The 22,582-nt window shown below is 43.5% G+C and carries 16 protein-coding genes and 1 tRNA gene; 8 read left to right on the top strand and 9 right to left on the bottom strand.

The genetic code is table 11. The features are described from left to right. Window positions 1–14: 14 nt before the first annotated feature. Complete coding sequence (locus GTQ48_RS03140; protein ID WP_163105135.1) at window positions 15–824, bottom strand: MbnP family protein; 810 nt, start codon at window positions 822–824, stop codon at window positions 15–17. Window positions 825–1,220: 396 nt separating this feature from the next. Between GTQ48_RS03140 and GTQ48_RS03135 the strand changes: the two genes are divergently transcribed. Then, window positions 1,221–1,297, top strand: a tRNA-Ile gene (locus tag GTQ48_RS03135). Between the two features lie 390 nt (window positions 1,298–1,687). On the opposite strand, the gene GTQ48_RS03130 is transcribed toward GTQ48_RS03135, so the two are convergent. The 3 genes from GTQ48_RS03130 to GTQ48_RS03120 form a co-directional block, all read right to left on the bottom strand. Continuing rightward, window positions 1,688–2,005, bottom strand: a complete 318-nt coding sequence (locus GTQ48_RS03130; protein WP_338023275.1) for a hypothetical protein — start codon at window positions 2,003–2,005, stop codon at window positions 1,688–1,690. Window positions 2,006–2,220: 215 nt separating this feature from the next. Continuing rightward, window positions 2,221–6,300 (bottom strand): pullulanase-type alpha-1,6-glucosidase, encoded by a 4,080-nt coding sequence (gene pulA, locus GTQ48_RS03125; RefSeq protein WP_163105134.1) that lies wholly within the window; start codon window positions 6,298–6,300, stop codon window positions 2,221–2,223. Next, window positions 6,300–6,956: a hypothetical protein gene (locus tag GTQ48_RS03120; protein WP_163105133.1), complete on the bottom strand. Its 657-nt coding sequence runs from the start codon at window positions 6,954–6,956 to the stop codon at window positions 6,300–6,302. The genes pulA and GTQ48_RS03120 overlap by 1 nt, the downstream gene beginning before the upstream one ends. A 459-nt stretch (window positions 6,957–7,415) precedes the next feature. Between GTQ48_RS03120 and GTQ48_RS03115 the strand changes: the two genes are divergently transcribed. Further along, window positions 7,416–8,021: an HvfX family Cu-binding RiPP maturation protein gene (locus tag GTQ48_RS03115; RefSeq protein ID WP_420837591.1), complete on the top strand. Its 606-nt coding sequence runs from the start codon at window positions 7,416–7,418 to the stop codon at window positions 8,019–8,021. Window positions 8,022–8,356: 335 nt separating this feature from the next. Next, window positions 8,357–9,229 (top strand): LysR family transcriptional regulator, encoded by an 873-nt coding sequence (locus tag GTQ48_RS03110; protein ID WP_203565095.1) that lies wholly within the window; start codon window positions 8,357–8,359, stop codon window positions 9,227–9,229. On the opposite strand, the gene GTQ48_RS03105 is transcribed toward GTQ48_RS03110, so the two are convergent. Next, window positions 9,226–10,194, bottom strand: a complete 969-nt coding sequence (locus GTQ48_RS03105) for an L-threonylcarbamoyladenylate synthase (protein ID WP_163105131.1) — start codon at window positions 10,192–10,194, stop codon at window positions 9,226–9,228. The two genes, GTQ48_RS03110 and GTQ48_RS03105, sit on opposite strands and share 4 nt — an antisense overlap. A gap of 255 nt (window positions 10,195–10,449) precedes the next feature. Between GTQ48_RS03105 and GTQ48_RS03100 the strand changes: the two genes are divergently transcribed. The 4 genes from GTQ48_RS03100 (at window position 10,450) to GTQ48_RS03085 (ending at window position 17,766) form a co-directional block, all read left to right on the top strand. Next, window positions 10,450–12,066 (top strand): NADH-quinone oxidoreductase subunit L, encoded by a 1,617-nt coding sequence (locus GTQ48_RS03100; RefSeq protein ID WP_163105130.1) that lies wholly within the window; start codon window positions 10,450–10,452, stop codon window positions 12,064–12,066. Next, on the top strand, window positions 12,066–14,477 hold the full coding sequence (locus GTQ48_RS03095; RefSeq protein ID WP_163105129.1) for a YbcC family protein: 2,412 nt from the start codon (window positions 12,066–12,068) through the stop codon (window positions 14,475–14,477). The genes GTQ48_RS03100 and GTQ48_RS03095 overlap by 1 nt, the downstream gene beginning before the upstream one ends. Window positions 14,478–14,671: 194 nt before the next feature. Continuing rightward, a complete protein-coding gene (locus GTQ48_RS03090; RefSeq protein WP_163105128.1) occupies window positions 14,672–15,865 on the top strand; it encodes a patatin-like phospholipase family protein in 1,194 nt (397 codons plus the stop codon). Window positions 15,866–16,173: 308 nt separating this feature from the next. Further along, window positions 16,174–17,766, top strand: coding sequence for an ABC-F family ATPase (locus GTQ48_RS03085; protein WP_032096404.1), 1,593 nt, complete (start codon window positions 16,174–16,176; stop codon window positions 17,764–17,766). A 197-nt stretch (window positions 17,767–17,963) separates the two neighbouring features. Here the strand turns inward: GTQ48_RS03085 and GTQ48_RS03080 are convergent, their stop codons facing one another. After that, window positions 17,964–18,878, bottom strand: a complete 915-nt coding sequence (locus GTQ48_RS03080; RefSeq protein ID WP_163105127.1) for a glucosamine kinase nucleotide-binding domain-containing protein — start codon at window positions 18,876–18,878, stop codon at window positions 17,964–17,966. Between the two features lie 321 nt (window positions 18,879–19,199). Between GTQ48_RS03080 and GTQ48_RS03075 the strand changes: the two genes are divergently transcribed. Then, the gene (locus GTQ48_RS03075) at window positions 19,200–19,958 is read left to right on the top strand and encodes a MipA/OmpV family protein (protein WP_239059977.1); all 759 of its coding nucleotides are present in this window, start codon (window positions 19,200–19,202) and stop codon (window positions 19,956–19,958) included. A gap of 121 nt (window positions 19,959–20,079) precedes the next feature. On the opposite strand, the gene GTQ48_RS03070 is transcribed toward GTQ48_RS03075, so the two are convergent. The 3 genes from GTQ48_RS03070 to GTQ48_RS03060 all read right to left on the bottom strand — a co-directional run bounded on the left by GTQ48_RS03070 (window position 20,080) and on the right by GTQ48_RS03060 (window position 22,419). Next, complete coding sequence (locus GTQ48_RS03070) at window positions 20,080–20,499, bottom strand: CreA family protein (protein ID WP_203565094.1); 420 nt, start codon at window positions 20,497–20,499, stop codon at window positions 20,080–20,082. Between the two features lie 223 nt (window positions 20,500–20,722). Further along, window positions 20,723–21,616 carry a GGDEF domain-containing protein gene (locus tag GTQ48_RS03065; RefSeq protein WP_163105125.1) on the bottom strand — a complete coding sequence of 298 codons (894 nt, stop codon included), beginning with the start codon at window positions 21,614–21,616 and terminating at the stop codon, window positions 20,723–20,725. Continuing rightward, window positions 21,613–22,419 (bottom strand): alpha/beta fold hydrolase, encoded by an 807-nt coding sequence (locus tag GTQ48_RS03060; protein ID WP_163105434.1) that lies wholly within the window; start codon window positions 22,417–22,419, stop codon window positions 21,613–21,615. Before GTQ48_RS03060 ends, GTQ48_RS03065 begins: the two co-directional genes overlap by 4 nt. Window positions 22,420–22,582 lie beyond the last annotated feature (163 nt).

Raw genomic sequence — 22,582 nt, 5'->3', positions numbered from 1 at the left:
TTTATCGCGCTTGTTTAGTGCCACTTTATCCAAGGGCGGTACACCAAATTGTTGATAAGCTTCTTGCACGGGGCAATTTCAGATGACGCAAACTTGCAGTCGTCCACCTCATTTATATCTAACTGAGCAAATATATTAGACACTGAAATATCAAGGTCTAAGTCGGTATCTAGCTGTGTCATGGGAAGTATAAACTCAACACGGTTAGTGAACGCACACGACTCAACTTTCACCTCATCAATCCCTGTATCTTCACACCCTGCATTGCCCAAATGATAAGACCATGTGGATGACGGGTCACCGGTTTTCGATACGTCTAACCGCAAAAACATATGCCCGTCTAACTGGTTAGCAAACATAGATTTATCGCTTATCGGCGAGGTCTGTTTATTAATGTCGGCGTGATTTTGCTCTAAAGGCAGCCCCATAGTGAAACGCAAGTTGGTTGACAACTTTAATAGCTCTTCAGAAACGTCTAATACAATCTTATTGTTCGCATCGCTTGGGTTGCTGCACATGGTATGAAACTTTAAAAGCGCAGTAGACGGCGTTTGCCATTGTGTTTGCTTAAACTTCACTCGCTGCCATTTCCCGTCAACCCGCACCTCTGGCTTACTTAGATAGAATCCAAAGTAGTCGATATTCCATCTGTCGTTTCCGGCGCGCACAATGACAGGACAGGCATCAGTTTCAACGCCCACTAGTTTAAACGGTATTTCACCAGCTTCTCTGCTTCCAAAGCTCCCCACATCACAACCACTCAATGACAAGGTGGCAGTAAACAATAGTGCTAACAAAGAAGCAGAACGGGAATGCATGTTCATAACGGGGCGTTTATCCTGTAAAAAAAGAGATGAGACATCTGATAGACAAGCAATAAGGAAGTAAAGTTTAAAAAAAAGCGTAGTAAATTAACTCAAGCGATTATTTGCAGCCACGAGCGAATCGTAAGCAGCCCTAATAGTGCTGCTTTTGGCTACGATGAGTCAAGAAACTTAATAAGAGTAGAGAAAGCCACGCCCATCACCAAAAGCTTTTCACTACATCTTGCGCTAATGTGAACAAAAATAAAGCAAACAATTCATAAAGCTATTGCCAAGGCGTGACAAGCCAAATAAAACTGCTTATACTTGCGGTCGCTTAAATATGTGAATCCCATGTTGCTTTCAAACGAAGCTTTGAATCACATAGTTAACGCAGCGCAATATACAATTCAAAATGGCCCAATAGCTCAGTTGGTTAGAGCATCCGACTCATAATCGGCAGGTCCCCTGTTCAAGTCAGGGTTGGGCCACCATTTCTTCATTCCTAACATTCTATAAAGCTCAAACGCATTCACAACCAAAAAGTTAACACTAAATCCCTCTCGAATTTTGTCGAGCATATTGGATAAAGGTTGCACAATATGTGATTGAATTTATGATTGTTACCATATACTGTTCTTACACCTGCACTACAATAATATAGAGAAGTGCCTCTATAAAAGCTGTCTAAATAAAGGGATATAAATGTGGGACATTTAAAGTTTTATTAATTAGTTTTTTAATGGTTTTATTACCAGCATCGGAATGCGCTTCTAATCCGAAAGGCGCTTCGTTTGAACTAGCACGTGATACCTTTCTAGCCGCGTTACTCGCAGCTCCATTATATAAAACAGCTCACTGTTCAAAACTCAATAAACGTGAATTTAGCTATAAGCCTGCACAAACACTTCATCAAGCAACGTGGTCAACAAATAACACGCAGCTATTATCGCTGAATTGATCAATGCACGGATGGCCCACGGAAAGTTAGCGTATTCAAGATTCAGTTTGCTTGTGGCTAAAACTGCTGCCCCCATCACTGCAAACCAAGGTGTAAAAAAGAATATAACGTGCCACTTAAGCAAGGTAACTGCTAGGTCGTGAAGCGCTCCGCTTACTGCAAAAGTTATCATTATGGCTAGCCACTGCGGTACCATCTTGATAGTGGCCGCATGACGTATCGCGATAAATAGTAACTCCATATCGGATTCCAGTATCGCCAAAAGTGACTGAAAGATTTGGCTCCTAAGGAGCGTGAAAGCATATTTTGCAGAGAGCCTGAAGCACCTAGCCCTAAGCCGGTTCTTTTCTTCACATATTGATTTAGTCTAATTGTCAAAATACGTCTCTTTTAAAATAAAATGGGGCGATAACTATCGCCCCATTATGTATTTTTAGCAGATTTATAAATAGCCTACTATTGTTCCGGTCCTTGCACGAGAATAACCGGCGAACTGGTATCGCTCGCGTCTATCTCAAAGCGTAATGTTTGCGATTGGCTTACCGTCAATTGCACGTTACCAGCGCCTTGCGTTAACGATATAGATTCTCCCACATTAATTGAACCACCGTTGCTACCTAAATTCGGACTAGACCAGTTAGCTTCCGCCACTTTAAATTCGTAAGTACCAGCACTAACAAAAGTACTTATAGCGTAAACCCCTGCCCCTTCGTATGTCATTGGTCGAGACGTTCCCCAATCGCCCATAATGCCGCGTAAATAAATAGCCGTATTGCCATAAGGTGCAGGTATTGCATCAGGGTCTTCATTAGAAATACTGAGCACTGGATTGGCATCATTTGAAGCATCTAACTCAAAGGTATAGTCACCGTCTTTGATAATGTTCAGTGTAAGGTTATTACCGCCATTACTGAGTGTAAACGACTGGCCCGCTCCTACCGCGAAGCCACCACCAATGTTTGCCACATCAAAATATTCATCCGCTAGTTTGAATTGGTAAGTGCCTTCAAACAAATTAGCGGTGAGACGATATTTGTCATTACCCACATACTCAAGAGGTAGAGACATATCCCAGTTGTTCATACTTCCGCGAAGAAATACTGCCCTATCGCCATAGGGTGGCAAGGCTGACAGTCCGTACCCTTGATCGCCATTTTGCGGCTTAACAAATATTGCAGTGGTAAGCGCTGGTACACTGAATGTACCGTTGCTAAACGATGCATTTTGCACTCGTTCATCGGCAGACGTCTGCTGATTGGAATGAAGCTCAAAGCCGAGTGCATCGACTATGCTGAAACTCTGTGAGCTTTGTGTTCCGTTAAATAGCACCACAATTGCATCATTGTTTGCGTCCAGATCGGCAAGACCTATACCGTCATCAAGACTCATCACAATTAATCCTTGTACTTGCCCCTGCCCTGTATTGTGAAAACGAATACGCTCTGAAATAGCTTCTGCACTTGTTAGCCTAAACAATTTACTTGTAGACCGAATATTAAGAAACTCTTTAAACAGTGAGGAAGTCAGCTGAATGTCTTCAGAGCCAAACTGCGCATTAGTATTCGCTGAAACGCTGCTAATCTCTCCCCATTTCGCCTCGTTATCTTGCGCTAACGGTAAGCCGATATTCCAAGTATTTGTTGTCTTGGTAAAATCGACTTTATTAAACCAGTCACCTGCATCGTAAGTGTTCCGGTCCATTGATTTAGAACGAATTAGTTCTGAGCCCATGTGGAGAAATGGGATCCCCTGGCTTAGCAAAGGAATAGAAAGCGCAACGTTTTGAATACGAACGCGATCTTGTAGTGCCATATCACTTGGCAAACCATATTGAAGCTGGTCCCAAAGTGCCTCATTGTCGTGCTTAGAAATATAGTTAACGGTATCAGCGGGGTCGTCACTGTAGCCGGCAGGCTGTCCGTTCCAGCTATAGTCGTAGGTAGACAAGTACGTGCCGTCTGCGGCTACAAATTGATAACTACCTACATTGCCCACTAAGCCAATTCTTATCGTATCTTGATCGTGAAGGCTTCCCCCGGCGTTAAATAGAGCTGCACTTCGCACTGCCTCTCGCTGTCTGTCTGAGAAGGTACCTATTTCAGAGCCAGCCATATTAAGCTGGGCCGCCTGCTCAAATCTGCGGTTGTTAACCACTTCACCAAAATTCCAACCTTCTCCATAAAAATAGGTGTCTGAGTCTACTTCGCGAACCGCTTCACGAGCATCTAAAATGGCTTGCTTCGGTATATGCCCCATTAAATCAAAGCGGAATGAATCGAATCCAAACTCTTTAGCAAAATTGACTAACGAATCGTTCATTAGTTTTGCCATCATGACGTGCTCAGTAGCGGTATTTTCACAACATGTTGAGTTCTCTATGCTGCCAGTGGTTTCACTTAAGCGCTGGTAGTACCCAGGTACTACTTTATCCAGTACCGATGTATCGTAAAGCCCCGATGATGCCGTGTGGTTATACACCACGTCGAGCACTACACGCAGACCCATTTCATGAAGCGCTTGGTTCATCGCGCGCATTTCTAAAACTCGACTTTCACCGTCTGGAGCGGTAGCATAGCTTCCCTCTGGCGCAGCAAAATGATGTGGGTCGTAGCCCCAATTAAAACCATCAAAGGCACGCATTGAGTCTACTAATGCTTGTGCTTCAGCAGTGTTAGGTGAGTAACTTTGCAGTACATCTAAAATAATCGCGTTGTCATTTTCCACCCCGCAAACAGACGCTTGGGCATTCAAACTACACAGTTTGCCTACGGTATCGGTAACATCTACGCGACCTTGTTCATCCTCTCGAATAGTTGCTATATCGTTCGCCGGCAACATGTGAAAATGGGTGAGTCCTGCACGTTGTAACGACTGTAAGTGTTGAACTGGAGCAGAATTAAGCTCGGTAAATGCCATATATTTACCGCGATGTTCAGCACTTGTACTCTCATCGAGAATACTAAAGTCGCGAATGTGACTTTCGTAAATAATGATATCTTCAGGATCCTTCGCTGCTGGAACTACGTGTGTATCCCAGCCTGCTGGTTTCAAGTCTGCATCATCAAGGTTAACAAATTGAGTAAAGCGGCCATTTGTGGAAAGGGAGATTGAATAAGGGTCGGTTGTCTCAACTAACTCAATGTTTTGTGTGAGTGGGTGGTATACCGACAGTTCATAACGGTAAAATTGTCTATCTAGCGTTGCCTTTTCCCCCCTGTGACGCCAGATACCTGTGTCGGAATCAAGTATCATAGGATAGGTGTTTTGTAGCACTTTTGCTTTGTTGTATACCTTTAATGTAACCGACTGGGCAGTTGGAGCCCATACTGAAGCGGTCACTGAATCGTTACTATAGTCTACGCCCAACTTCGCTTCATTTGCATCATTGTCAGTGCGTGTATATAAGTAGTCTAAAACTCTTGGAATTTGAACTCGCGTTGAATCAACAATGTTTCCTTCAGCATCGGCAGCTACGGCAATAAGCTGACCTGTCAACATCTGCTTAGCTTGCGCTTCGCTTACATCGATTGAGAAGCCGGTAAACTCACTTAAGTGCGGATTGTTGTTGTAATGAAATTGCTCTGGCGCATCCAAAGACATAGGAGTGCTGGAGGCAGAACTCAATGCATCGGTATTTAATAACGACACACCGGAGCTCTCTATATCAAGGCTCGCGTCAGACGAATGATACAGCGATATATTTACGGCATCGCTGTGCTCAGTAAGCCAAAGCAAGGTATTACTATCCATCCAGTGAGCTCTTGCACCATCTAGAAACTGAGGACGGCTAGTTACGGGAGTATACCAAAGCTCTGGAAAGCCATTAAATGTGAACGCTTGGTTACCAAATTCAGGTTCAAATTGACTATCAGCGTCGCTTAGCGGTTTTTCATTTCCTTTATGTAAAATAAAGTTATAGCAGTCAGCTCCAGGCTCAACTGACATTATGTAATACGCCCCATAATCGGGATGAACTCCGTCAGCAGGATAGGGATCATTCCAATTACTAAAATGAGAACTTTGTGTAGTAGGCTCAGCGTAATTGCCACATGCTTGGCCATTCCAAAGATGTAAGCCCCATCCGTCGTATTGACCATCGTCGCGGTCATAAAATACAGCAATCTGATTTTCAGCAAGTGTTAGACCCGTGCCCCCGCTGTCTTCAACAAACCCCTGCACCGAAAGGTCTAAGGAAAGGCGGGCTCGACGCAGTTCCAATCTAGCGTTTACAGTAGCGCGTTCTCCAGGTGCCAGTTGCTCAGTATCTAGCGTTAAGTAAGGTACACCGTCTTCTTCTCCACTGGCATTCATCAACGCATGGCTGCTAGCATTCACCATGACACGTAAAGGGCCTAGTAATATCGAATCACCCGTATTTTCAACCGTAACTGTGGTGACGTATTGTCGATTAATACGATCGAGCATAGGACGTTTAAGGTAACTTGTATCAGCGGCCTCTGTTTGCTGCCAATCTGCAAACGATGGCGCGCCTGTAAGGGCTAGTAAAGGTAGGCACATCATTGATAACTTGTTCATTACAACGCTCCCCTTTTATCCTGATGCTTACGACGAATGCCAATAATGGCCAGTCCCATTGCCATTAATAACGAAGTGTGAGGCGTTGGCACATCTACTTCTTCAGTCAAGAAGACATTATCAATGATGAACGTTGAGGCAAATGACTCAGGATTGAAGCCAGGCTCCAATACAAATTCAAGAAAAAAGCCATCGTAACTATTGTCAATTTGCGTGGTAAATGTACCGCTGCCATTTTCGAATACGGAAAATAGTGTTTCGATATTAATCCCATCGTTTAGCACCACTGAGAACAAATCAGATTCGGTATCTGTTTGTAAGTCGAAACCACTAAATATCCAATCAAAACTTAAATCTAACGACACACCATTGGCAACATCTGATAAATCGAGTTGGGTAATCAACGAGTTGTTAAAGTTGACGGACAACGAATTCTCTACACTAACTTGCGCAGAGCATTGACCTGCGTTGTTTATTATCGAGAAGTCACTGGTATTGGCGGGTTCACCGAACGCGTCTGTGTCTAAACTCCACCCATCGATGCTGCATGTTTGAAAATCGCCATTGGAAATAAGGCTAGCATTAGCCCGTGTGCACATAACCTGAGCGCATATAAAAACTAGTGTGACTGCCGTTATAAATCTGAAATTCATCATTTCACCTTTTTGTTAAAGAAGTGCATTTTGTGTTAACAAAATGTTTATTTTTCACACATGCTATTGGAAGGGATACTTGCTTACTAGCGTTTAGCCCCTAAAAGAGCGCTGAATACGTATGCAAAAGAAATTAGACATATTGGGAAAAATTTAACGAAAATGTAAACAAATGCTTAGAAATTGACGGTAAATATGAAATTTTTGAGATTAACAAAGGTGTTGATGTAGCGAAATTAAAAAGCGAATCCCGTAGTGTAATTTCGTACTTTGAAACGCAGCGGAGAAGAACGTTATGCGATAGCACTCTATTTCCACAGCAATAGAACTTCCAGCTTATGCAGCGTGATTTTAGGTAATTCTCCTTCTTTAAAATGAGCTTTCGACAAAACATGAAAGTGTATGACGTGAAATTTTTTTGCACATATAGCGTTCTTATTTAAAAATTCACATTTAAGGATTATCGCCGTGCTCATTTCAAAATACGACAATACTGTTAAGCGTTTACACCATTTCGATGGGATAGCATTACTATTAATAAGGCTTTATCTAGCGCCAGTTATGATTCAGGCAGGTTGGAATAAAGCCAGCAGTTTTTCAGGAATAGTAGATTGGTTCGGTAATGAAGATTACGGTTTGGGGCTACCCTTTCCATTTGTGCTTGCACTGCTAGCTACAGCGGCTGAACTGGTTGGCGGCATCTTTCTTTTGTTTGGCTTGCTGACTCGATTAGTTAGCATTCCTTTGCTGGTAACCATGCTGGTGGCCATGGTAACCGTGCATGGAAAAAACGGCTGGCTAGCTATCTCTGATCCCTCTTCGTGGCTGGCAGATGGTACTATTTTGCTAAACGAGCGCATTATGGACGCTCCTGAAAAGCTTGCTGCTGCCAAATCACTTCTTCAAACCCACGGCAATTACGACTGGCTAACTTCAAGTGGCAACATGGTAGTGTTAAATAATGGCATTGAATTCGCCGCCACCTATTTTGTTATGTTACTCGTGCTACTTATTTACGGCGGCGGAAAATACGTGAGCGCCGATTACTTTTTAACAAGAAATAGATAACACTAACAACCTTATTCCCTATGGCTATTGGCTTACTCCTATTGCTGTTTTTACCTTTGGTCTTGTTGCTGTTTTTATTTCTGGCCTTGTTGCCGTTCTTGATCAAGATTAATCGCAGCAATAGGAAATGGAATAACGATGCCTTCTTCGTCAAAGCGCTTTTTAAGCAATTTGATAAACGCACTATGTTATATTTTTAAGGGGGTTAACGAGGAATCGAAACAACAGAATACTGCACTGTCTCATTTTTTGCGGTAGTATAGGCAACGTTAACCGCTAAATTTAAAGCTAAATCATAGGCTTATTTGAGCTACGGAGATAACCTCGTGTCGAGAATGAATTATCATCATTTGTATTATTTTTGGCGCGTCGCGAATACAGGTAATCTAACTCAGGTAGCCAACGAAATTCACCTTTCACAATCGGCTATATCGGCCCAGCTTAAACAGTTTCAACAGCACTTAGGTATAGAGCTTCTCACCCGCAAGGGTCGTTCACTTATTCTAACGCCAGAGGGTAAGCAGGTACTTGCCTACGCCGACGACATTTTTTCAAAAGGCGAAGAACTAGAGAGTTTGATCAATAAGGGCCTACCCACTCAACATAGGCACGTTTCAATTGGCGTGTTATCTAACTTGTCTCGAAACTTTGTAGAGAGTTTTACGCTTCCGCTTATAAACGATAAGTTTGCTACTTTCTCTTTGCAAACAGATAGCTTAGAAAATCTGCTCGATGGGCTTTCTAGCTTTAAGTTCGACATTATACTCACCAATCACAATGTTGAATTAGGCCAGCAAAACGCCATATGGCACAGCGAATTGGTTTCCCGCCAAGCCATTGAGATCATTGGCCCCACTAAACCACAGCGAACCCGAAAATTCCCCAATAGTTATGGCGATGCTACTTGGGTTCTTCCTTCTCAAAACAGCGAAATTCGTTCTTCGTTTAGTATTGCTTGTGCCAAATTTCAATACACACCCAAGATAAAGGCAGAAACCAACGATATGGCGATGCTTCGATTGCTAGCACGAGATAGCGGCGCCTTTTCAATTATGCCTGAAGTGGTAGTTCGCGATGAGATTGCCAATGGCCTTTTGCACATTCAACAAAGTCTGCCCGACGCCTATGAGCATTTTTATGCTGTTACCCTGTCGAAAAAACGGGTTTCGCCACATGTTCAGCAACTGATTGAACAAACGAAAAGTTAGCCCAAAGCCACTACCCTGCTTAGCCGATTATTCAATGCAAACCATGAATCGGTATTAGGTAAGGCTTCAATGTAAATACAACTCAGCCCCTGTTTGTCCAACTGATGCAATGCATCGTAAAAATCTCGTCCGTACTCCTTGGGTGTAGAAGAAAGTTGAATGTGGTTTCTTTTTTCTAAAGGCCATGTGCAGGGTGAAAGAGCTATTAAGCCTTCGCCTTTGGTAAATCGCTTTTGCACTAGCGCGTTTTGGGAAAGCATCTTCACAAGCGTATTCGGCTGATAATGCTGTAAGACGCTGCCAGGTACAGTAAGGCCTTCATTGTTTTTGAAAGTGACTTCGGTTTGTAAGTCATGCTTCAGGCTGTCGCGGTCGATAGGCCCAGGCCTCAATATGCAGGGCGCCTCTCCCGTTACATCAACAATGGTCGACTCAATACCCACTTCCGCCCTTCCTCCATCTACCACAGCAGCAATTCGTCCATGTAAAGACGTAAGCACGTGGGCTGCGCAAGTTGGGCTTATAAACTTGTATTTGTTGGCAGAGGGAGCAGCAAGCCCAACACCCGCTGCTTTTATAAGCGATAAGAAATCATTACTCGCTGGTATTCTCAGCACCACAGTATCTTGCCCCCCGGTGACGGTATCGCTTACCCATGGCTGCTTTTTTAGTAATAGGGATAACGGACCTGGCCAATATTTTTCAGCCAATAAATAAGCCTTCGATGGAATATCTCGTGCCCACTTTTTCATATCAGCAATACTGGCAATGTGAACAATAAGCGGGTTTGTGGCTGGCCGCGCTTTGGCTTTAAAAATGGATCTTACCGCATCTTCGTTCGATGCATCAGCAGCAAGACCGTATACCGTCTCGGTTTTAATAGCTACGCACTCACCGGCTTTGATAAAAGCGGTTGCCTGTGCCAAGTCGTTGGGAAAATGGAGAATAGGGGTTGTAGGTTGCATGCTTCGTTATACAAAAATTCTGTTAGCGTAATGATCGCCCTCAATGAATATAAAATAAAATTCAAACTATTAAACAAAACCATTTATTAAACAGAACAAATCAACAACGAAAACTAATATTTAATATATATTTCAATACTTTACCCAAAACAAAAAATTAACAAAGTTAAAAATACGAACGATTTTTAAATATATATCTATTTTTTAAATGAAACTGACCGTGCTTTACTGCTTGAAACAATAAAGGAGTAAAACATGTCACCGCAAACCAGCGCATTTTTGCTAATTTTGCTGCCACTGTTCTGGGCCATATTGTCTTGGTTTACCAGTAAAAAGGCCACAATGTTCTCGACTGTCAATATTGAGAAAGTGGCTATTGTGGGAAGTATCACACTGCTCATCGTGTCTTTAGTTACTGGCCTTTCTAGTAGCATGCTTACTGATGCGGGAACAGCTGCAGTGGGTGTCATGTTAGTCTCTATTTCCCCGATGAAAGCCATTGTTATGCTAACGGTTGTAGCAATAGGCACCATCCTTATGCGATTTTCACGCAATTACTTAGTGGGTGAAGCCTGTTACCCCAGTTTCCTGCGCTGGATGCAGCTCACTTTATCGTCTGTGGTTATTACCATTTTGGCCAACCACCTCGTTATTTTTTGGGCTGGATGGCTAGCGGTCAGTCTTTCTTTGCACAACCTATTGCTACTTTATCCCGAGCGCCCACGCGCCATTATCGCGGCACACAAAAAGTTTATTTTGGCTCGCACCTCAGAGTGTTTAATGGCTGGCGCCTTTGTATTGCTGTTTTTAGCATTCGACACCTTGTATATCGATGAAATTTTGTATCTCGTTAATCAACCAGATCAGCTCAGTCAAACACAAACTGGTTTCACTAACACTCAATTAGCTACGTATGCCGCTTGTCTAATAAGTGCAGCTGCGCTGTTAAAATGTGCTCAACTGCCGGCGCATGGATGGCTCATTAATATTGTTGAAGCGCCTACTCCAGTGAGTGCGCTACTTCATGCAGGTGTTATAAACTTAGGTGGTTACCTGTTATTGGCCTTTGCTCCCCTTGTTGCTGCAAGTAGTGAGGCGCAGTGGATGCTTTTAGTTGTAGCAGGGTTAAGTGTATTTTTCAGTGCATTGATCATGACAACCCGCGTCACGATTAAAGTACGACTTGCTTGGTCAACGTCATCACAAATGGGGTTAATGCTCATTGAATGCGCCATGGGATTGTATTCACTTGCACTAATCCACTTGGTTGCTCACTCGTTTTACAAGGCCTATGCGTTTTTAAATACAGGCTCGGCGGTTTATGAGACTTTAGAGCACGATATTAGCGCCCATCGCGCCCCCCTTTTCGCCGATTGGCTTAACGCTGCATTTATTACCTCTCTTGCCATTGCTGCTAGCTTTACACTTTCTAGCTATCAAGGGCCCGCAAGCCCTTGGCTTCTCATGGCGCTGGCATTCACCGCGTTTCTTGCTATGCGAACCGCTAATTCAGACCAAACACAAATGTATATCTTAGTGGCTATTACCATTGCTCTTGTAAGCTTTTACGCAACAATAAAAGGCGTAATTCAAAGCTATATTGTGCCCGCTTTTCCGGCCCCAATTGGCATGTTTTCGCTAATGGACATATGGGTATCAGCACTGTTAGTTACGCTATTTGCGCTGCACTTTATTATGCAAACATTTGCTAATCATATTGCAGTAAAGCGTTTTAAACAGCTCTTGTTTGCAGGGTTTTACCTCGATGAATGGTTTACCAAAGTCACATTAAAACTATATCCAATAACGCTGCGTGAGAAACAGTCGCGACCTAGTCATGCAGCATCAGTGTCTAAAATTGGGAGTCAATAATGACCGTTATCTCACTTAACGCTTCTAGCCTTGACGAAAAGCGCATTCACAAAGCGGCAGCCCAAGCTTGCGAAGGAGTAGCGCCAAACTTTCCTCTTGATAAATTAATTGCGGTAAATCCCTATTGGAAACTGATAAACAGCACACAGCAAGACGTGTCGGCAAAAGTACATGCCCTTGCCGGTATATCAACCGTGATGCCAGCGTCTCACTGGTTAGATTTGTATAAAGAGGGAGAGATCTCAGACAACGCAATTTCTCACAGTTTAATTCAGTACGGTATTACATTAGATAGCGCGACGTTTTTGTCTACGCTTGGCGATACCACCAAGAAGTTAGAGCTTCCACTTATTACGACGCACTTCGACAGCTATCGCTCGGCAAGTGAAATGACCTGGCAAGATGAGTGCTTATTTCAAATCAGTCAGTTTTGCGCGGCGTATTATCAACACGAATCACCGCTGGTTCACGTTGAAGGCAACTCTGCCGCCGACACACTGTATAAGAGTTGGCTTAATGGGTTAAAGCACGACGCCGGCATTAACGTACTGATGAATACCCGAGGACTCAAGAAAGTATTTGAAACCCTGCCAACAAGTGTTGATGCTCTTCTACTTGAAGCGAGTAAAACACTGTCGCTAGATAACAGCAAAGCGCAAGACTATTTCTACGCGCTCATTATGAGTATTAATGGGTGGTCTTCTTATATCGCTTATCGCACTTGGCTCAAAGACGAAAACGAACTGCTAGGTTTACTCGCTATTCGTCTTGCCTGGGAACTCATCGTATATCGGTATTATGAAAAACACCATGCTGTAGAGGCTAGTCAGGTAAGAACAAGATGGTCTTACCTATTAAATCAACTCCCGACAAGAATAGAGCAGTTTAAACGAGAAGAGCAAAGCCTGTGGGTAATGATGTATGCCTACGAATATGAGCAGCAACAGCGGTTACAGAGTAAATTGATTGGCTGTACGCCGGTTGAGCACACCCACGCAGAAGTGCAGGCTATCTTTTGCATTGATGTGCGCTCTGAAGTTATACGACGTGTTTTAGAACTGCAAAGTCCTTCAGTGAAAACCATGGGGTTTGCAGGCTTTTTTGGTATGCCAGTAGCCTATGCGCCTGCGAATACAGATGCAAAACGTCCTCAACTACCAGGGCTTCTCGCTCCGCAGCTTTTAGCATCGGAAACTGGTACTGAAGCTCATCGCACCGAATTTATTCAGCAGCGTTCTACGTGGCACAAGTGGAGCAAGTCGCCACTTGGCAGCTTTTCTATGGTGGAGTCTGCGGGGTGGTGGTATGCCTTTAAACTTTTGAAAAACTCTTGGCTTCCATCAAGCAAAGAAAACCCGATGAACTCACTAAGTCATGAACATAATTGGGAAATTAAAAATGAAAACGGCCCTATCGGCCTAGTTGAAAAAGTGACCCTTGCTGCAGGTGCGCTTAAAATGATGGGAATGGTTAAGTTCTCACCTACTGTTTTGCTAGTAGGTCATGGCAGCAAATCTAGAAATAACCTGCATGCCGCTGGTCTTGATTGCGGCGCCTGCGGCGGTCAATCTGGCGAGGTTAATGTGCGCGTGCTGGCTCAACTTCTCAATGATGAGGAGGTTCGTAAAGCACTTAAAACAATGGGACACAAAATAGCTGGAAATACGCGCTTTATCCCCGCACTGCATAATACGACTACCGATGATGTGGAGTGTTTTGATAATTCAGTACCGGAAAAAGTAAAAAACTGGCTGCTAAAAGCTAAACACCAAGCGCAAAAAGAAAGGGCAAAACACTACAGTACCAATTTACAGTTTGAATCGGACAAGAAGCGGGATCTGCGCTTTCAACATCGCGCAAAAGACTGGTCTCAGGTTCAGCCTGAGTGGGGTCTTGCAGGTAACGCTTCGTTTATTATCGGACCTCGACAGCGTACTCGAGGCGTGGACTTAGAAGGTAAGAGCTTCCTCCACGACTATACCTGGCAAAACGATTTAGACTCTTCCGTGCTAGGAACATTGATGACAGCGCCAATGATTGTTACCCACTGGATTAACGCACAATACAACGCCTCTGTTACCGATAACGAAAAGTTAGGCAGCGGAAATAAGGTGCTTCACAACGCCCTTGGAAACAACATTGGTGTATTTGAAGGCAACTCTGGCGATTTACGAATAGGGCTTTCAAAGCAGTCGCTGCACAATGGCGAGCGCTGGGTTCATCAACCTCAACGACTGGGTGTTTATATTGTTGCCCCAAATCACAAAATTCTCGACATTGTGAATAAACACACCATGTTGCAAGAACTTATTGATAACGATTGGATATATTTATTTAGCTGGGAAAAGCAGGCTGTCATAGAAAGACTTTATAAAGGAAAGTGGTACAAGTCTCACGGTCTTTCTATGTAATTCTGCCTACCGGCAAACTTGTTTGTGTGTAAGTGTGTTGACAAGGATGTCTTTTTTTCACATTTGTTTTTTAATCCCGTTCTTTAACTGACTGTATTTTCCTATCGCTGCGATTCATTCTTTCAATTTTCGCATTGGCGTAAAACGCCATATCCTTTGATTCATCTTTAGTATCCGTCGAACAGGTAATTAAAATGAACACTCCAGCCTCATCCTCAAGCTCACCTCAAGTAAATGAGCGCACTAAGCTAGCGCTTATTGCAGAAGGCGGAGGACAGCGAGGAATTTTTACCGCTGGAGTGCTCGACGCGTGGTTGGCTGAAAATTACGACCCTTTCGACATGTTTATTGGAACCTCAGCGGGCTCGCAAAACTTGACTAGCTTTTTAGCGCGGCAAAAAGGATATGCGAAACGATTAATTAGGGGACTATCACGTCACAAACGTTTTTTTCAAGTTGGCCGCGGCTTGGTGGGTAAGCACATTGTCGATTTAGATTGGTACTTTGATAAAACCAAAGAAACAAATCGACTATTAGATTTTAGTGCCGCTACTGAAAACCTAGGAGATAGAGAGCTATTTATTACCGCTACAAACTCTCGGGATCGTAAACCTTATTTCTTAAGCCCTACAGGTAGCGCTAATCAATGGCGTGAACTTCTAAAAGCGTCTAGCGCATTACCTTTTTTGTATAAGCAAGGCGTAGAACTGACAACAGACTATAATGCTAGTGCTTATAACGCCTCTTCGAATAACGGTGAACGCACTAGCGTTTCTAGCAGTGATAGAGCGCTAGCGAGGAAAGGTATCGCTAAAGGGCCTACAAAAGGTGGGCAAAATGCCAGCTGTATTAAGCAAACTGCACCTATATCAGATTTTTACTTAGATGGCGGTTTGGCGGCTCCCCTGCCCGTGCGAGAGGCGTACGAGCGGGGCGCGAAGAAAATTGTTGTTATTCGCACTGGTGATATTAATTTTCAGGCGCGCTCAGCGTGGCTACACAAATTGAAGTCGTTAGTATGCGCAACGGGTCATTGCCCCAAAACAATTAATTATTTAGTGCAGCACGAGCAAGCTTATCAGCAAGAGTTGGCGTTTATCGCAAATCCACCAGCAGATGTAGAGATAATCCAAATTTTTGCTGGTAAACCCTTGCACAGTAAGCTTCTTGGAAGTACTGACAGCGACTTGCGCCATGATTATAAGGTTGGAGTAAGCGCAGGAAAGCACTTTTTAGATCAGCATGAGGCCGCAAAAGACCGTGATGTAGCGCTGCCGCCGACAGGTGATTTAGCATTACCAGCAACAGATGATTCAGCGCTTGTAGCGGCAATGAATGGCTCACCTATCAACCAAACAGCATTTGAAAGTCACCGACTGTCTGCCTAGCCCACCGACTCTCGGCTTAGGGTGATGTTCTCTTTAATGCACAACTTAGTCTGGTGCACTGTTCCTTTTAATGCACTAAGAGCAGCCCACAAGTCGAATAAGTGACTGTGCGCCCTTTAAGGGGGCTAGTTTTTAGTGCTAAGGAATTAGGGCATGAATTAAGACATTTGTGTGAAGATAAGGGCAATAGCTCAAAATTTCCTCGACATATTGCCCTTATTTCCTTATAGTGCGCGCGCAATGCAAGCTGTCTCGGCGTACAAACGCGCCCAGCTTTATCTTCTGATTTACTCCCCTGGATACCTGTTTTGATAACCACCGCTAATATTACGATGCAGTTTGGCTCTAAGCCACTGTTTGAAAACATTTCTGCCAAATTTGGCAACGGCAACCGTTACGGCCTAATTGGTGCAAACGGATGCGGCAAGTCTACCTTCATGAAAATTTTGAGCGGTGAACTTACACCGACTTCTGGCAATGTCTCTATGGCACCAGGTACTAAACTCGGTATTTTAAGTCAGAACCAATTCGCATTTGAAGAATTTAGCGCAGTTGACACCGTTATCATGGGCGACCGTGAATTATGGGAAGTAAAGCAAGAACGCGACGCCATTTACAGCAAGCCTGATATGAGCGAAGCAGACGGTATGCGTGTTGCCGATCTTGAAACTCAGTTCGCCGAAATGGACGGATATACTGCCGAAGCCCGAGCAGGCGATATATTAAGTTCTGCCGGTATTGATGAAAGCTACCACTTTGGCCTAATGAAAGAAATTGCACCGGGTAAAAAAGTGCGTGTTCTTCTTGCTCAAGCCTTGTTTGCAGAACCCGATATTTTGCTGCTTGATGAGCCAACCAACAACTTGGATATTTACACCATAAGCTGGTTAGCAGAAGAGCTAAACAAGCGTAAATCCACCATGATCATTATTTCCCATGATAGACACTTCTTAAACTCTGTGTGTACTCATATGTCGGATATTGACTACGGTGAACTTCGTACTTACCCAGGTAATTACGACGATTACGTTCAGGCTGCAATGTTAGTACAGGAGCAGTTGCATAACGAAAACGCGAAGAAATCTGCTGAAATTGAAGAACTTCAGGGCTTTGTTGCACGATTCTCTGCTAACGCGTCAAAAGCAAAGCAGGCAACTTCGCGAGCTCGCCGTTTAGAAAAAATTGAACTATCTGAAGTGAAAGCGTCGAGTCGCCGTAAGCCTTACATTGTGTACAAGCAACACAAAAAACTGCATCGCTTAGCCATAACCCTTGAAGAGCTGGGTCACAGCTATCCCGACCTTCCGCTTTTTAGCAACGTTAACTTGTTGCTTGAAGCAGGTCAGCGACTGGCGATTATCGGTGAAAACGGTGCAGGTAAAACAACGCTACTTAAAACCTTAGTGGACGATTTAGAGCCTACAATGGGTAACATTAAGTGGGCGGAAAACGCAGCGATAGGTTACATTCCACAAGACAACGCCAAATACTTCGCTAAAGATATGACGTTGTTTGACTGGATGAGCCAGTGGCGCAGTCCAAAGCATGATGACCTTCAAATAAAAGGTATGCTGGGACGCTTACTGTTTACCTCTGACGACTTCAATAAGAAAGTGCAGGTGTGTTCAGGTGGTGAGAAAAACCGTCTATTGTTTGGCAAGCTAATGCTTCAAGATATCAACGTACTTGTGCTAGATGAACCTACCAACCACATGGATATGGAGTCTATCGAAGCGCTCAATAATGCTATTTACAAATTTGATGGCACGGTTATTTTTGTTAGCCACGACAGAGAGTTCGTTTCTTCGCTAGCCACTCAAATTATTGAAATAAAAGATCAAGAGCTTAACCACTTTGATGGTAACTACGACGAGTTCTTGTCACACAAAGAAATAGCGTAAATTAACGTTTTAAACGTTATATACAAAATAAGGTGGCGCAAGCCACCTTATTTATTTAAACCACGTCTACCCTTCACACTATTGTGCACAAAACCCTTTTCCTATAGAACCCCGTCTCTTTCGGCCTTGTTACTATTGGCCCAGTTACTATCTGCCCTATTCCTTTAAGAACGTTTTACTTTACGTCTTCTTTCACTCTATCGTTTTGCGCTCTCCACTTGTAAAAAGTACCCTATTGCACCGCGCTGAGCGTTTGTTTTTGGCGCGCATAACGATTGCTGTATATCATTAGGCAATAACGGAATATAAGTTTGCGCAAGTCCACCCACCACACACACTGGCATTACTGATGAATCGCCTGCTGTTTTACAAAAGCTTCGATAGTACTCGTTCAGCGTGATTATGATGGAGTGAATGTAGCGTGCGCCTTCGCGAATAATCTCGGTAGCTGTTTTGCAGCCTGCTTCATGACACGCTGTAACAAGGGGTGCCAACTCTCCATAATGACTTGGTTTGTAAGAGGAGGTAATGGTAACAACATCGCTAGCTGTGCGTGCTTGGAGTTGCTCAACCACTCGCTTTGCAAGCGCGCTTTCTTGATGAACACCATCCATCGTAAGTAAGGTAATTTTGACTGCTTGAAGACCAAGCCACGCTGCGCTGCCATTGTCGCCTAAACTAAGTCCATAACCACCAATATCTTTAAATGTGCCATCGCGATGACACGTTGCCGCCGAGCCAGTGCCGCAGATAATTAGGCCACCGCTTGCACCTTCATGGGCACCAAAGCAGGCGGCATGCAAATCGCTCATTACGTGAATGCGTTTAAACGGCATTGGCAATGACAGAAAATAGGTCTTTGCTTTAGGAATGTTGGCGCCTGCAAGCCCAGCCATTACCACTACGTTTGAAAGAGAAAGCGACAGGTTGGCATCGGCTATTGCTGCTTTGCATGCACTCACTATTGATTGCAGTGCCTGTTGGGGGTCGCTCATAATATTTGATGCCCCAGAGACTCCCTCTCCCACTATTTTTCCATCGCTACTTTGCAACACAGCCCGACAGTGTGAACCTCCGCCGTCGATGCCAATAATGTATTCGTGCTTCACCATTTTCTCGTCAATTTACTTCATATTACTTTGCTTCATATCCCTCCACTCTATCACAAGCCCTATCATCAACTAAGATGGTTTTTATCACTTGCCACGATTTCATTTTAAAAAACCGCCTGCAGATAAATCTAACGCTTAGTCAGAGGGCAGCAGCAACACTTGGTTACACTCACTCACGCATAGTGCTGATCAATTACGACCCATTGAATGTATTCTTGTTTTAGGTTTTATTTTAAGTTCTGTTTTAAGCTCTGTTCAAACTCTGATTTAAACGTTGCTTTAAACGGTCGAATACATTGCTATTGAAAAGGAGGCTCGAAATTGAAAATACAAACAGGTTTAATACTTAGCGGCTTGCTGTCGGCACTAACCGCGTCTACATTTACGCACGCCCAGGCTCCACAACAACCTCAAGGCTGGATGTATGGTTTTGGCATTAGCGTATCGCAAGATGTCTACGCGGGCTTCGATAACCGAATTGTTCCTATTCCTATTATTGGTTATGCCGGCGAAAAACTCAGGGTGTATGGGCCTTTTGTTAGCTATCAAGTATTTCAAAAAGAGGGCTTCTCAGTCGATGCACAATTGGTTCCCGTGTTTGCCGGTTACGAGGAATCCGACAGCTTTATCTTTGAAGGAATGGACGATAGAGACTTTAGTTTTGCCGCTGGAATAAGTGCAAATTACAACACGCAAAGCTGGACATACTCCTTATCCACCAATACCGATATGCTAGGTAAATACGATGGTTTTCAAGCCACTGCGCGAATAGGCAAACAATTTAGAGTAAATGGCTTTTTGATTGAGCCCTCTGTTGGTCTTAGCTTTCAAGATAATAACTATGTGGATTATTACTACGGCGTGCGTCCTGAAGAAGTCACTGCATTTAGAGGTTTGTATGAAGGCAGCAGCGCGACAAATACCGAAGTAAGAGTCGCAGTGTCTACGGGTAAGTTTTTAGGCGGCATGACGCGAGTTGACGTCGGCGCTACATTTTTTGATAGCAGCATAAGTGACAGCCCACTCACCGATGACGACACTGCATTGAGCGCTACGCTGGTTTACACACGCATGTTTTAAAGAGATTTAAAACCAAGAGCGAACTTATTGACATTGGTTATGATAGCGCACAATAAAGAATCGTTTTTAACGTGCGCTTTTAAAAGTGAGCTTTCATCACAGGCTTTTTCGCAGCACTCGATTAATTATTAAAAGCCGCAGTTTCCCAAAGTGGTACCGTAGATAAGCTATGTTTGTAACTACCTGATGTTTCTTTCGTACTGTACGACGAATACATCAGTGTTTTTGATTCTTCATCGTAAATGCGGCGAAGCTTCATGTTTTTAAAAAACACACTTTTAGATTTTCTAAAAATCACATCACCAGAGGGCGATTTATCAATGTTCGCTAGCATTTCAGCTGTTATCGGCCCGGTTTGTCTGCAGGCAATCGCGCTATCAGACGGATCTGAAAAGTCTAAATCGGCCTCAATACTAGAAATATGACAGGTAACGCCTGTTACTATGGGGTCTACTAACGCGTCTATCTTAATATCTTTGGTAGTAAATAAACCAAGAGACACATCGCCTACTTCACTATCACTGCAGCCTGTAATTGCCATTATTACCAATAGTACTGCACCAACAGACCATTGTTTAATTAACGCGCCCACGTCAGATACTCTCCCTTCACAAGTCATTGCTTTCTCCATAGTATATTGTTTGCACAGCATGGCGATTGTGGCCTATATGCCATGCAAAAACTAGCCAATTTATTAGTTCTGTCGTTTGAAAAATAAGACGTGTATCACTATCTCTCGGAACGACTGAGATAGAACGCCAACACTAGCTAACTAATTGAGTTTGATTTCTACCGCTTTTTTTAGCGATGTAAAGCGCGCTATCTGCAACGTGAATATTTTTAGAAATAACCTCACTGTCGCTGATATCCTCTTGCTTCACATTGGCTATGCCAATGCTTACCGTAAGATGTTTATTATCGGGTAGGTCAATGTCTCGGACGGCTTCATGAATTCTATCGCAATAAGAAAACGCATCGTCAACGTTGGCATTATAAAGAACTAATAAAAACTCTTCGCCACCCCATCGCGCGACTAAATCACTTTCTCGTACAACGCCTTTTAGTACGGCGGCAAGTTTTATTAAAACCTCATCGCCATACTCGTGACCGAAATTATCATTTATAGGCTTAAAAAAGTCGATATCGATGAGTACTAAGCATACAGGTACGTACTTGCGTTTTATGAGCGTGATTATTTTATTAAGGTCGGCGGTTAGTGCACGACGATTTAATAATGATGTGAGCGGGTCTAGCCGAGTTAGTCGAGTGAGCTCCTCGGTTTTTGCTTCCAAATTCTCGCGAGCAGAAACAAGCTCTTGGTATAGCTTGTCTCGCTCTTGAGCAGGATAAATAGCCCAGTAAAGCGCCGCTTCTTTCAACGTAATATGGGCCACAGCAGGAACACGCTCGCCAGTATGAGTCAAAAGCGTAAGTTGAACCTCTTTACACATCCCATTACTTAACAAAATAGGCTTTAAGTAACTCTCGTAAAAAATCAGTGACGCTTTAGACAGCATGTCATTGATGCCAAACGAGCCGTCAATGCTCTGTAACCCCAGAAAACTCTCTGCATAAGTATTGCAGGTAAGTAAATGGGTGGTCTCAATATGACTCACTAACAGCAGGCAAGGGAAATGATCAAATTCTACTTGGTTCAACCCAAGAACTCCCCGATAGCACAAGCCACCTGCTCTGGTGTTGTCATGTGCAAGCAGTGCCCTTTGGCTTCTAAAACGATGAGTTCAGAGTGCTCTATTGCTTTATTCATGTAGCGGCCAACTTCAACAGATGCAAGGCTGTCATCTTGGCTTTGAAGTATCAGTGTTGGCGTGCCGAGCTTTGGCAAAAGGTACCTATCGTCTGCAAAAAATGTGGCTTTAGCAAAGGGTTTTGCGTAGCCGGGATCGGTAGAACAAAAGCTGTTTTCTAGCTCTTGGGTAAAAGCATCGTCGTTACCTTTGCCCATTACAATAGGGGCAAAATAATTGGCCCACCCAAGATAGTTTTTATCCATTAAATTGATGAGCTCTTCTAAGTCTTGTTTTTCAAACCCACCCATGTAATCGGGCGGGACATTTAAGAAACATGGAGAAGGACAAATCATGATCAGCTTGTTAATTAAGCCTGGGCGTTCGATTGCCGCGTGCATGCCAATGGTGCCACTCACTGAATGGCCTATAAAAATAATATTGCTTAGTTCAAGCGCATCACAGATTTCTTCAACGTCTTTCGCATAACCACACAGCTTTGAATATCTTTTTTTATCGAATGCACTAAGATCTGACTGTCCACACCCAACATAATCAAACAAAACGATTTTGTAGTCGTTTTCAAGATAAGGGATTAGATGGTCCCACATGCGCTGATCGCAACCAAAACCATGGGCTAGCAGTAGGGTAACTTCGCCGTTGCCAAAAAAACGCACATTGTTGCGCTTTATGATATCTGTCTCTAAGTACATATCTATTCTGCCGATATTTTTTGACAATAGGTGGTTTGCTTACCCTAGCTGCTGTTTTCCTAGCACAATGTCCTTATTTCAAACCAAAATTCAAATTACTTCTTTAGAGTCTATTGTAGCGTAAAATGATTGCCAATATTCGCTCTAATAGCCTTTTAGACTA

Source organism: Alteromonas genovensis (assembly GCF_010500895.1).
GTDB classification, from domain to species: Bacteria; Pseudomonadota; Gammaproteobacteria; order Enterobacterales; family Alteromonadaceae; genus Alteromonas; species Alteromonas genovensis.
This window is presented reverse-complemented; position numbering and strand designations above follow the sequence as displayed.

What these genes read in the sequence shown, in the direction of transcription:
- GTQ48_RS03105 (WP_163105131.1), bottom strand. Translation starts at nt 10,194, where the DNA reads ATGCAACCTACAACCCCTATTCTCCATTTTCCCAACGACTTGGCACAG.
- GTQ48_RS03095 (WP_163105129.1), top strand. Translation starts at nt 12,066, where the DNA reads ATGACCGTTATCTCACTTAACGCTTCTAGCCTTGACGAAAAGCGCATT.
- GTQ48_RS03080 (WP_163105127.1), bottom strand. Translation starts at nt 18,878, where the DNA reads ATGGTGAAGCACGAATACATTATTGGCATCGACGGCGGAGGTTCACAC.
- GTQ48_RS03060 (WP_163105434.1), bottom strand. Translation starts at nt 22,419, where the DNA reads ATGTACTTAGAGACAGATATCATAAAGCGCAACAATGTGCGTTTTTTT.
- GTQ48_RS03140 (WP_163105135.1), bottom strand. Translation starts at nt 824, where the DNA reads ATGAACATGCATTCCCGTTCTGCTTCTTTGTTAGCACTATTGTTTACT.
- pulA (WP_163105134.1), bottom strand. Translation starts at nt 6,300, where the DNA reads ATGAACAAGTTATCAATGATGTGCCTACCTTTACTAGCCCTTACAGGC.
- GTQ48_RS03090 (WP_163105128.1), top strand. Translation starts at nt 14,672, where the DNA reads ATGAACACTCCAGCCTCATCCTCAAGCTCACCTCAAGTAAATGAGCGC.
- GTQ48_RS03070 (WP_203565094.1), bottom strand. Translation starts at nt 20,499, where the DNA reads ATGGCAATTACAGGCTGCAGTGATAGTGAAGTAGGCGATGTGTCTCTT.
- GTQ48_RS03110 (WP_203565095.1), top strand. Translation starts at nt 8,357, where the DNA reads ATGAATTATCATCATTTGTATTATTTTTGGCGCGTCGCGAATACAGGT.
- GTQ48_RS03120 (WP_163105133.1), bottom strand. Translation starts at nt 6,956, where the DNA reads ATGATGAATTTCAGATTTATAACGGCAGTCACACTAGTTTTTATATGC.
- GTQ48_RS03100 (WP_163105130.1), top strand. Translation starts at nt 10,450, where the DNA reads ATGTCACCGCAAACCAGCGCATTTTTGCTAATTTTGCTGCCACTGTTC.
- GTQ48_RS03130 (WP_338023275.1), bottom strand. Translation starts at nt 2,005, where the DNA reads ATGGAGTTACTATTTATCGCGATACGTCATGCGGCCACTATCAAGATG.